This is a genomic window from Ruegeria sp. YTSC106 (genome assembly GCF_059609765.1).
Genome location: NZ_JBXWMI010000016.1, coordinates 89,774 through 98,912, shown reverse-complemented (window position 1 = coordinate 98,912; position 9,139 = coordinate 89,774). Strand labels below are relative to the sequence as shown.

The following is a 9,139-nucleotide window of genomic DNA, read 5'->3' as shown; positions in this document are numbered from 1 at the left end:
CCGGATAGAGGAACCAGATCAGAACCGGCAATATGAACAGGGCGCCGAACCCACCGAGAAACACACGAAACGCTCCGAACCATCCTCCGCCAGGGAAGGCGCGTGGGGCGAGAAGCGCGCTCAGGGCAGCCATAAGAACCAACCCACAGACAGCCGCCGTTCCAAGCAGGAAAACTCCGCGATATGGCTGCGGCACTCCCAAAAGCCCACCGCTATGGATAAGCCTTTCCATCCGATGCAACGCGGACAACTTTTCCAAAATCACTGTCGACTCCACCCCGCCTGCAAAACGGAAATTTGCCCTGAGATCCAGAATGGAAATGGTCGCCCGCAGATGCAGTTGATACAGGGCCAGAGCGACAACAGAAACCACAAGAACGCGGAAGATGCAGAGCACGCTTTCACGATGGTCGTACCCGTCGATCCGGATCAAGACGATAGCCGGGATGAGAAAGCCCATAAGCGCGTAGCTTTGATAGAAGCCGATCGAAATCGCCAGAAGCTCGGCGGCCACGATCATGCGCAGAACCATACCTCCGACTGATTGCGCATGCGGCTGCGCAATCAGAGTCATCGCGCCAACAGAAGCCATAAGGCCAAGGCTGAACCATGGGGCCTGCGTCTGATAATGCAGGATTTCAGTCAAATAAACATGAGAAGACCCTGCCAGAAAAACCACCACAATAGCGGCGATCATCATAATTGAACCCGTTCTGACCACGGACTGGCGTGCGATAAGGACGGAGACCCCGAACAGAGCGGCAAAAATAACAAAAATCAGAAATGCAATTGGCGTATCCCAGCCAAAGAGTTCCTCGTGCGCCCAATGAGTCGACCAACGACCATGCACCTCGGCAAATCCGCGCTCGAGACCGGCGGCAAACCTCCACTCATCCGGATTGAAACCGGACCGCACGACGCCAATCCCGACGGTCGGCAAAAAAAGTAAAGCTGCGAGAACCGCAGCCGTAAGCAACAAAACCCAAGCTGGCGCTCTGGTATCATCACTCATAAAGGAGCCCAATCAAAAACCGCATAAACCAATAAAACCAAACGACACCTTCTCTCAAACCATTGTCTTTGTTTTAGTCATTACTTCTCAATGTGTCATCCACTCCCAGCCTCTGCAAAACAAATCCATTTGGACTCCAGATGCCGTTTCTTGATCCCGCCAGTGCATTCCCCGTTCGAAGCATGGCCTCAATACCGGGTATCGCTCAGAGTGTTATTGTCGAAACTGGCGCAATCACCCAAATGAGTTAGACACCTGAAGCCAAAAGGTTTCTCATCGCTGTTATCCGGCTAACAGAGCTTCATAGGAAGTAACTTCCCGCGAAAGTATCAGCCCCGCTTTCACGGCAGCCATGGCAGCTTCACATTCCCAAATCGCATATTCCCTAAACGTCTTGGAAAGCACAATACAACTAGTCAATACGGGCAAACGATCACGAACAATCAGGAGTATTCAGACAAAAAGGTCAGAGTTCAGCGCCAATGGCAACGCGCCGGGACTCATGCGTTGACTTGGCTCGGGCTGCGGAGGACAAATACACAGTAACGATTGTAATCCAGGTTTCGCCAATGCGTATTGTTTCATACATCTCCGCAATCTTACTCGTTGCTGTCTTTTCGTTTATTTTAGGGATGTGGACGACCCACAAAAACTGGGAGCCCTGGAAGGCATTCTCAGAGACCAAAGAGGCCATTAGATCGTGGAGAGCCACCGGGTATATAGTCCCGGGTGGAACCTACCTCCAGCGCCCGGCGCGCATGCCATCCGATTCATACGTCGTGCACCAGGCTGATAAAGTCGCGCCCGGTTATGTGCTGATCAACCGGATCGCCAATCCCGCGCCCGGCTATCTCACGGACCTCATCGATACCGAAGGCAACGTGCTGCACACGTGGAAGATTGATCATTCAAAAGTTATCGAAGGTGGGAACGAAGCCGAATTCGTGCACGCCATTCGCCCTCTGCCCGATGGGTCGATCCTTGCCAATTTCGACGACAGCATGGGCATGGCGAGGTTTGATACATGCGGCGACATCATATGGCGGCGCACAGATATGGTCTTTCACCATTCGCTGACCAAAGATCCCAACCTTGGCGGCTTCTGGACCTGGACCTCCAAAATCTGGGATGGCGGGCACGATCAGCAAATGGCCCGGATTGATGCGGAAACCGGAGAAACGCTTGAGAGCATTGACCTGGCGAAAGACGTCATCCTTCCTGACCCTAAGGCGCAACTGGCATTCCGTATTCCCAACGGTTTCAAGTGGCGCTGGGATGCAGAGGCCGATGAAATCCCGGACATCATTCACCCAAATGATGTCGAAGTCCTGCCATCGGAATGGGCCGGGGCATTCCCCCAATTCTCTGCAGGTGACCTTATCATGTCACACCGAGCAATCGATCTGGTTGGTGTTGTTGATCGGAAGACGAAGCGTCTGAAATGGCACAAAGCAGGACCGTGGGAGCACCAGCACGATGCGGATTTTCATCCCGATGGCACAATTACGGTATACTCGAACAATACCGATCGCCGCCGATCCTCCATTATTGAAATGGATATGAAAACCGGTGAGGTGCGCGATAAATTCGCGGGATCCGAATTGGTCTTCGACAGTTTCATCATGGGGCAGCAGGAACGGCTGCCCAATGGCAATTGGCTGATCTCCTCACCAATGGAGGGCCGGGTGATCGAGGTGACGGCAGACGGGGATTTGGTGCGCGAATTGTCGAACATACTGACTGACGACTACAATTCGATCATCACAACGGCCGTTCACGTTCCGCCCGATTACTTTGACGCACTGCCGTCTTGTGACAAATGAAATCGCAAAAAAGGCCATCGGCCGCGCTTGATAAAGGCGTGTTGGACCCGAAATTACTCAGGAGCAAATCATGAACAGACGATTTTCAGTTGCAGCGAGCACTGCATTTGCTTTGGTCAGCCTTGCATGTGCCACGCCAGCTCATGCGTATATAGGGCCGGGAGCCGGTCTCGGCGCGATTGGCCTGGCCCTGGCCCTGCTGGTTGTCGTGGTTTTGCTGATTGCCGGCTTTCTTTGGTTCCCGATCAAGCGGGCACTGAATGCCCGTCGCAACGCCAGGACCGCTGAGACCCCACCTGACGAGCGTCATTGATGATCGCTTTCTGCGTCTCGCTGCTGGCGGTTCTTGGATTTGCAATAGGCCTATTGAAGACCGGAGTTGTTCCGGCGGCCCGGTCTTTGGTTGCATCCTCGGTTCGCGGGGTTTCTGCGATGTTTGACGCGGAAACCACAGATGAAGAGAAAGAGGTCGCCGTTCGCCGCGCCGCGTTCGAGCTCTTGAAAGGCGTCTGGCAACTCGCCTGGCGTTTCGGCCTGTCGCTTGTCGCTGCCGGAGCACCAATACTTCTGGCTGATATTGCTGGCCTTGCAACCACCGATGAGGTGATGGGGCTGATGCTCCGCCTTGATTATATCGCCGCCGTCACTGTGGCAGCGATCCTCATCGCCCGGTTCGTCTCAAAGCGTTTGCCCGGAAACGAGCCCTCCGAAACCGAAGCCTATTCGGAAGGTGACCGCCTTGTTCACGCTTTGGCTTTTTCAACGCCATTATTAATGAAATCCCTGGCGGCCGCAGATGACAGGGTCTTTGGGTTCACCAACAAGACAAGGAAATCACGACCTCCGATCTTCATCACTTCCCTGGCCCGAGGCGGCACAACCGCGCTCTTGAACGCATTTTTCGATATGCCCGTGATCGCAACGCACCAATACCGGGACATGCCATTTATCACCGCCCCCTATCTCTGGTCAGTCCTCGGCGGAAAACGATCAGATCGGGTGACACGCCGCGAACGGGCCCATGGTGATGGGCTTGAGATTGACCTCAACAGCCCCGAGGCATTTGACGAAGTGCTATGGCGCCTCTACTGGCCGGACAAGTATCACCAGAAAGCCATCGATCTTTGGCAAGAGGGTGACAAAAACGAACCAGCCTGTGATCGGCTGCGTAGACATTTTGACAAGATTGTTGCGCTACGGCGCCCCGGGCAGGCGCAGGCGCGATATCTGTCGAAGAATAACGCAAACATCGCGCGATTGAATGTGTTGCCGTCTTATTTCCCCGGCTGCGACATCATTGTCCCGCTGCGCCGACCGGCCGCACATGCGGCCTCACTGCTGCGCCAGCATAAAAACTTTCTTAACCTTCAGGCCGAAGATGATTTCGTTCGCCGCTATATGCTGGACATCGGGCATCTCGAATTTGGCCTGCTACACCGGCCCATCAAGTTCGACACGTTCGACCCCGGCCAGATCGATCCAAAGCAACCAGATTACTGGCTGCACTACTGGATTGCTGCTTTCCACAACGTCGAAAAGCAAAGCGACAGATGCTTGATCGTCACGCAGGATGATCTCAGAGCCCGTCCTGATCAGACAATGCACGCTTTGTGCGAGACGCTGGAGCTTCCCCGAAAAGGCCAGTGCTTCGACGGCTATTTTCGCAACACACCAGACCAAACCCCTGACCACTTGTTTGACGCCGAATTGCTGCATACGGCGAACGCGCTCTACACTAACCTTGATAAGCTGGCCGTGAGATAGCGGAACTCGGGACAATTAGGGCCTGTTAACACTATTGCATAGTGCTGCTTTATGCTAAGTATCTGTTATGAATGAGATAACAGAAAATCAGTACGCGCTGATCCAGCCCTACCTGCCAGTCCAGCGCGGGAATGTGCGGGTTTCGAACCTGACCGTAATCAATGCCATCCTCTTTGTCGCCGAGAATGGCTGCAAATGGCGGGCGTTGCCGCCACGTTTCGGCAAGTGGCATACGGTTTACACCCGGATGCGTCGTTGGGCCGACGCGGGCGTTCTGGACCGGCTCTTTGATGCGCTTCAGAAGCACCACATGATCCGCGTGTCCGTTGATTGTCTGGGCCTCGACAGTACCAGCGTCAAAGTGCATCCCGATGGTACCGGCGCGCCCAAAAAAACGGACCGCAAGCAATTGGTAAATCACGCGGCGGGTGGAATACCAAAGTCCACCTGATCGCAGCAAATGACAGTTTTGCACTGACGTTCAGCCTATCTGGTGGGAATGCGCACGACGCGCCCGAAGGCCGCGCCCTGCTGGAACGCTGGCGGTCACCGCCCCAAGGTGCCGCAATGATTATGGACCGGGCCTATGAGGGCGATGAAACGCGCCAGTTGGTGCTTGACCTGGGCATGGTTCCGGTAGTTCCGCCAAAGGCGAACCGGCTGACCAAATGGGATTACGACCGGACCATCTACAAGCGGCGCAACGAGGTCGAACGCCTGTTTCGAAGGCTGAAAGGGTACCGGCGCATCTTCACAAGGTTCGAAAAGCTCGACGCGATGTATCGCGCCTTCCTGAACTTCGCCCTCATCGTCGATATGATTAAGTGTTAACTGGCCCTAGAAAATCCAGCCCATGACAATCGCTCCGAACGCTTGGTTTGGAGCCCTCATCCTGATCATATTTTCTTACAGACATGATAAGTCCCAAGACATCTAACTGCCTGACTAAAAAGTGACTTATTCCCTTACGGTGATTGCCTGCATTCTGAGGGATGACTGCGTTTTTTTGAAAAGCGACCTGTTTTGGTGTAAGGTCCCCCAGAATTCATAAGTTTTCTTTTTTTCGAGCTGATCATCTCAAGGTCAATACCCGTGATGGAAAAGCTTCTTTTTAAGAAAGTCGAGCTTTGGGTCTTGGGGCTGGTTCTGGTCACAGGGCTGTTATGCATGGTCCTGTTTGGTGCGGTCGTTCTCGATGAAGACCGGGGAAATGAAGATCGGGGTGGCGATCACTTCGGAGCGATAGGTGAAGCGGCACTGGCACTGGCCAAAATCCCCGAGAACGCGCGGCAAGCAATTAAGCAGATTGGGCGACCGGACACTAAAATGATGCCCTTTCTTCGTCTTTCAGCGGATGCAGATTTGCCCGCCGGATGGTCATGGAGGCAACCGCCTGGCTCTGGTGGACTAACCGGGTACTTGTTAATAAGCCGCTATAACGGCGATCAGGCGCGACACGTGATCGAGTTGATGTCTCTGGAGACCGGAGAGATTCTCAGGACCTGGTCACCAGAGCCCGAAACGTTGCTGGCCACTGTTAACCGACTTCCGGAATTTGATGGGTTCGCACGCTACGAAAACTGGAATAACGCCTATTTTCGCTATATCCACCCGTACCTGACCGAAGAAGGGGATCTTCTGGTCAAAAACCACATTGCGCCGCTGTTCATGTTAACACCTTGCGGTGACGTCCGATGGTCACGAAGCGAATATTTGTTTCACCATTCAACCAGCCCTGACGGACAGGGCGGTTTCTGGATCCCAAGTTACAAGCTGAATGACTGGCCTGAAAACCTGTCACCTAAATTTGCCCGCGAATCTCTGGTGCGGGTAAGTGCCAAAGGTGAAGTGGTTTTCGAAGAGGCGCTGGATGAAATTTTAGATAGTAACGGTTTGCGCCACCTGCTGTTCCCCGCCGCCAATTTTTATCACGACCCAATGCACCTGAACGACATCGAGCCGGTTCTTACCAATGGGCCTCATTGGAAAAAAGGAGACCTGTTTCTGAGTTTGCGCACACCGTCTCTTGTTATGCTCTACCGGCCGTCGACCCACGAAATCATCTGGTCCCAGGCAGGCCCCTGGTTGTCGCAGCATGACGTGGACATCCTTGATGATCACAGGATCGCGGTGTTCAATAATAACGCCTATGATCGCGGGCTTGGCGCACGTGTGGAAGGCATAAGCGAAACTTTGATCTATGACTTTGAGGATGGTTCAGTGGAAAGCCCCTTTCGTGCGGCATTGGAAGATTTGGGGGCCGCGACAGTATCGGAAGGTTTGCAGGATTTCACACCGTCCGGGCACTTGATTTTCGAAGAAGCAAACCGTGGCCGCGTATTCGTACTCAATAGCGCTGGTCAGATTGTCGCTACATTCGTCAACAGGGCACAAAACGGAGAGACTTATTCCCTGGGATGGTCACGTTACATATCTCAACCTCACGGCGAGAAAGCCCTGAAAGCCATCTCTGACAGCGGCTGTTAGGGTCACGAGCCCATGCATCCCCATCGCAAATATTTTCTAATTCAGGGCACTTATTGTAATGTTGTCCAAGAATACTTGACCCTGTCACCACCGGGCACACTTTGTTTTTGTTAAATAGAAGTCATGAGCATACTCGAAAAAGATAGCGTGTTCCTAATTAGGCGTGAGCGCCGAAACGTGGCCGTCTTCATTGCGCTGGCAATCACAATTGTACTGACCATTATCTTGCGGTTATGGGGAATTGAAACCCGTAGTCTTTCTCATCCGGAAATCTATGTTCCCGGTATCTCTCTTGTTCCCGGTATCTCCGAGCCCCCCCCACGACTTGGGCTTATGGAAACGATCTGGTGGCACTTTCATGACGAGCCACACCCTATGGGGTGGTATGTGGCCATGTTGGGCTGGACCAAAACGTTCGGAACCTCTCATCTCGCGCTACGGTTTCCGGGTGTCCTGTTTGCCTTGGGCTCCATCCCGCTGATTTTCCTGATCGCGCGAAGCGTATTCGGATCGACCGTGGCATGCCTGGCCGCGCTATTGCTGGCGCTCCATGGCTTTCACATCGCATGGAGCCAGATGGCCCGCATGTATGTTGCCGGGGCTTTCCTGTCACTCTTGGCAACCTGGCTTTTGATAACCCTTGTAAGGACACGCAGACCGAGACCTGGAATCGAAATTGCTTATGTTGCTTCGGTCATGGCCGGAATTCTGACGGTCGAGTTCTTCTGGCCATTGATCCTGCTTCACCTGTTCTGGACAGTATTGGTTCTGCCCCGGCCCAATGTAGAGGTTGAATATCTTGCGCATCGGTGGCGGACCCCTAGACTGTTCCAAATACAAGCCCTAGCCTTCATCCTGTCCGCGCCAGCACTGACGCATGCAGTTTACCGCGCGCGAAAAGCTGCGGTACGCGATCCAAATCCCGAATTTCTGGTAGAATACTTCTCCTTTGGGTTTCTATATGCGAAGGATCACCGCATCATTCCGATGCTACAGATCGGACCAGCCTGGACCTGGATTATTCTTATCTTTGCCCTCGTGTTGCTGGCAGCCAGCCTGAGAGCGCCAAAGCGCGAAGCGCCGGTTGTAAGCTTGGAGCGAAACATCCCTTTTTGGATTTTGGGTTTTGCAGCTATCTGTTCGGCCTGTTTCATGCTGTGGCTTGCCTCAATCGCTCACCGCCGAACCGAATTGCTGACGGCAATGTCCGTTTTACCCTTTCTTGCGCTCCTTATTCCGACCATGGGCACGGCATGGCGCGCGCTAATCCCGAGACTGCCATCGAAAACCCTGGACTACCCTCAGGAACGAACCTTGCTCCTATGGCTTCTTGCAGTGGCTTCTCCGCTGATCATTTTTGTGGCGTCCTACAAGGTATATGTTCTGGCCGACCGGGCCTTTTTACTCTTCATACCCTACTATCTAATCCTCTGTGCAGCGGGTGCCGTCTGGATATTCCGACGCCCGCCCCTCAAGCTGGTGTCGATAGGGATATGCGTCACCGTGTTTGCGTTCAGTATACCTTATGCCGCCCAAAAGCCCGGTGCTCCAAACGATTACCAGGGAATTGCACAAGCGATGCTGCCTGAAATGCGCCCTGATGACCTTGTCTTTATGCGGCAGGCACGCGACTGGACGGATACACCTCTGTTCTATTACATCAACGACGCCAATTTTATTGTATCGGAGCATGAGGCCGCCTTGCGTGCTCATCCAAGTGCCCGTGTCTGGTTGGTCACTTGGCCGGGCGAAGGAACCCCAACAGTATCCGATGCGCGGCGCGCAGCACTTCGAGGCTATAGGCAAACATTAACAATCGAAAAACGACGGGCTAACGCAGAACTCTTTGAACCCGGAACAAAGACCCATTGATCTCAGCGATTCCCAGTCGAAACCCAAGCCATGACCTGAATGACATTCTATATCTTGGAACGTCCAATGACCAAAAGTCCGCAACAAATACATAGCTTCACGGAAGAGCAGCTGTTTAGAACTGGCAAGTTCTTTTTTTTTGGCTTTAAATCATCATATTAGAGATATAATAGACAAAATA

7 protein-coding genes are annotated in these 9,139 nt (G+C 53.3%); 6 read left to right on the top strand and 1 reads right to left on the bottom strand.

Annotated elements, in window-relative coordinates; genetic code table 11:
* The coding region (locus AC2FEB_RS19015) for a glucosyltransferase domain-containing protein (RefSeq protein ID WP_496884320.1) at nucleotides 1-1,012 on the bottom strand (1,012 nt) is incomplete at its 3' end.
* Nucleotides 1,013-1,770: 758 nt separating this feature from the next.
* Here AC2FEB_RS19015 and AC2FEB_RS19010 point away from each other — a divergent pair.
* The 6 genes from AC2FEB_RS19010 (at nucleotide 1,771) to AC2FEB_RS18985 (ending at nucleotide 8,958) form a co-directional block, all read left to right on the top strand.
* The gene (locus AC2FEB_RS19010; RefSeq protein ID WP_496677613.1) at nucleotides 1,771-2,835 is read left to right on the top strand and encodes an arylsulfotransferase family protein; all 1,065 of its coding nucleotides are present in this window, start codon (nucleotides 1,771-1,773) and stop codon (nucleotides 2,833-2,835) included.
* A gap of 70 nt (nucleotides 2,836-2,905) precedes the next feature.
* Nucleotides 2,906-3,148, top strand: coding sequence for a hypothetical protein (locus AC2FEB_RS19005; RefSeq protein WP_496677615.1), 243 nt, complete (start codon nucleotides 2,906-2,908; stop codon nucleotides 3,146-3,148).
* Complete coding sequence (locus AC2FEB_RS19000) at nucleotides 3,148-4,599, top strand: sulfotransferase (RefSeq protein ID WP_496761310.1); 1,452 nt, start codon at nucleotides 3,148-3,150, stop codon at nucleotides 4,597-4,599. Before AC2FEB_RS19005 ends, AC2FEB_RS19000 begins: the two co-directional genes overlap by 1 nt.
* 67 nt (nucleotides 4,600-4,666) lie before the next feature.
* Nucleotides 4,667-5,430 (top strand): IS5 family transposase gene (locus tag AC2FEB_RS18995; RefSeq protein ID WP_496672553.1). Its coding sequence is split into 2 segments (ribosomal slippage): nucleotides 4,667-4,985 and nucleotides 4,985-5,430, totalling 765 coding nucleotides; the frame shifts between segments, so codons are not numbered across the junction.
* A gap of 264 nt (nucleotides 5,431-5,694) precedes the next feature.
* Entirely contained in the window at nucleotides 5,695-7,086 is a 1,392-nt protein-coding gene (locus tag AC2FEB_RS18990) for an arylsulfotransferase family protein (RefSeq protein WP_496672555.1), read from the top strand.
* Nucleotides 7,087-7,209: 123 nt separating this feature from the next.
* A complete protein-coding gene (locus tag AC2FEB_RS18985) occupies nucleotides 7,210-8,958 on the top strand; it encodes a glycosyltransferase family 39 protein (protein WP_496672558.1) in 1,749 nt (582 codons plus the stop codon).
* The last annotated feature ends 181 nt before the right edge of the window (nucleotides 8,959-9,139 follow it).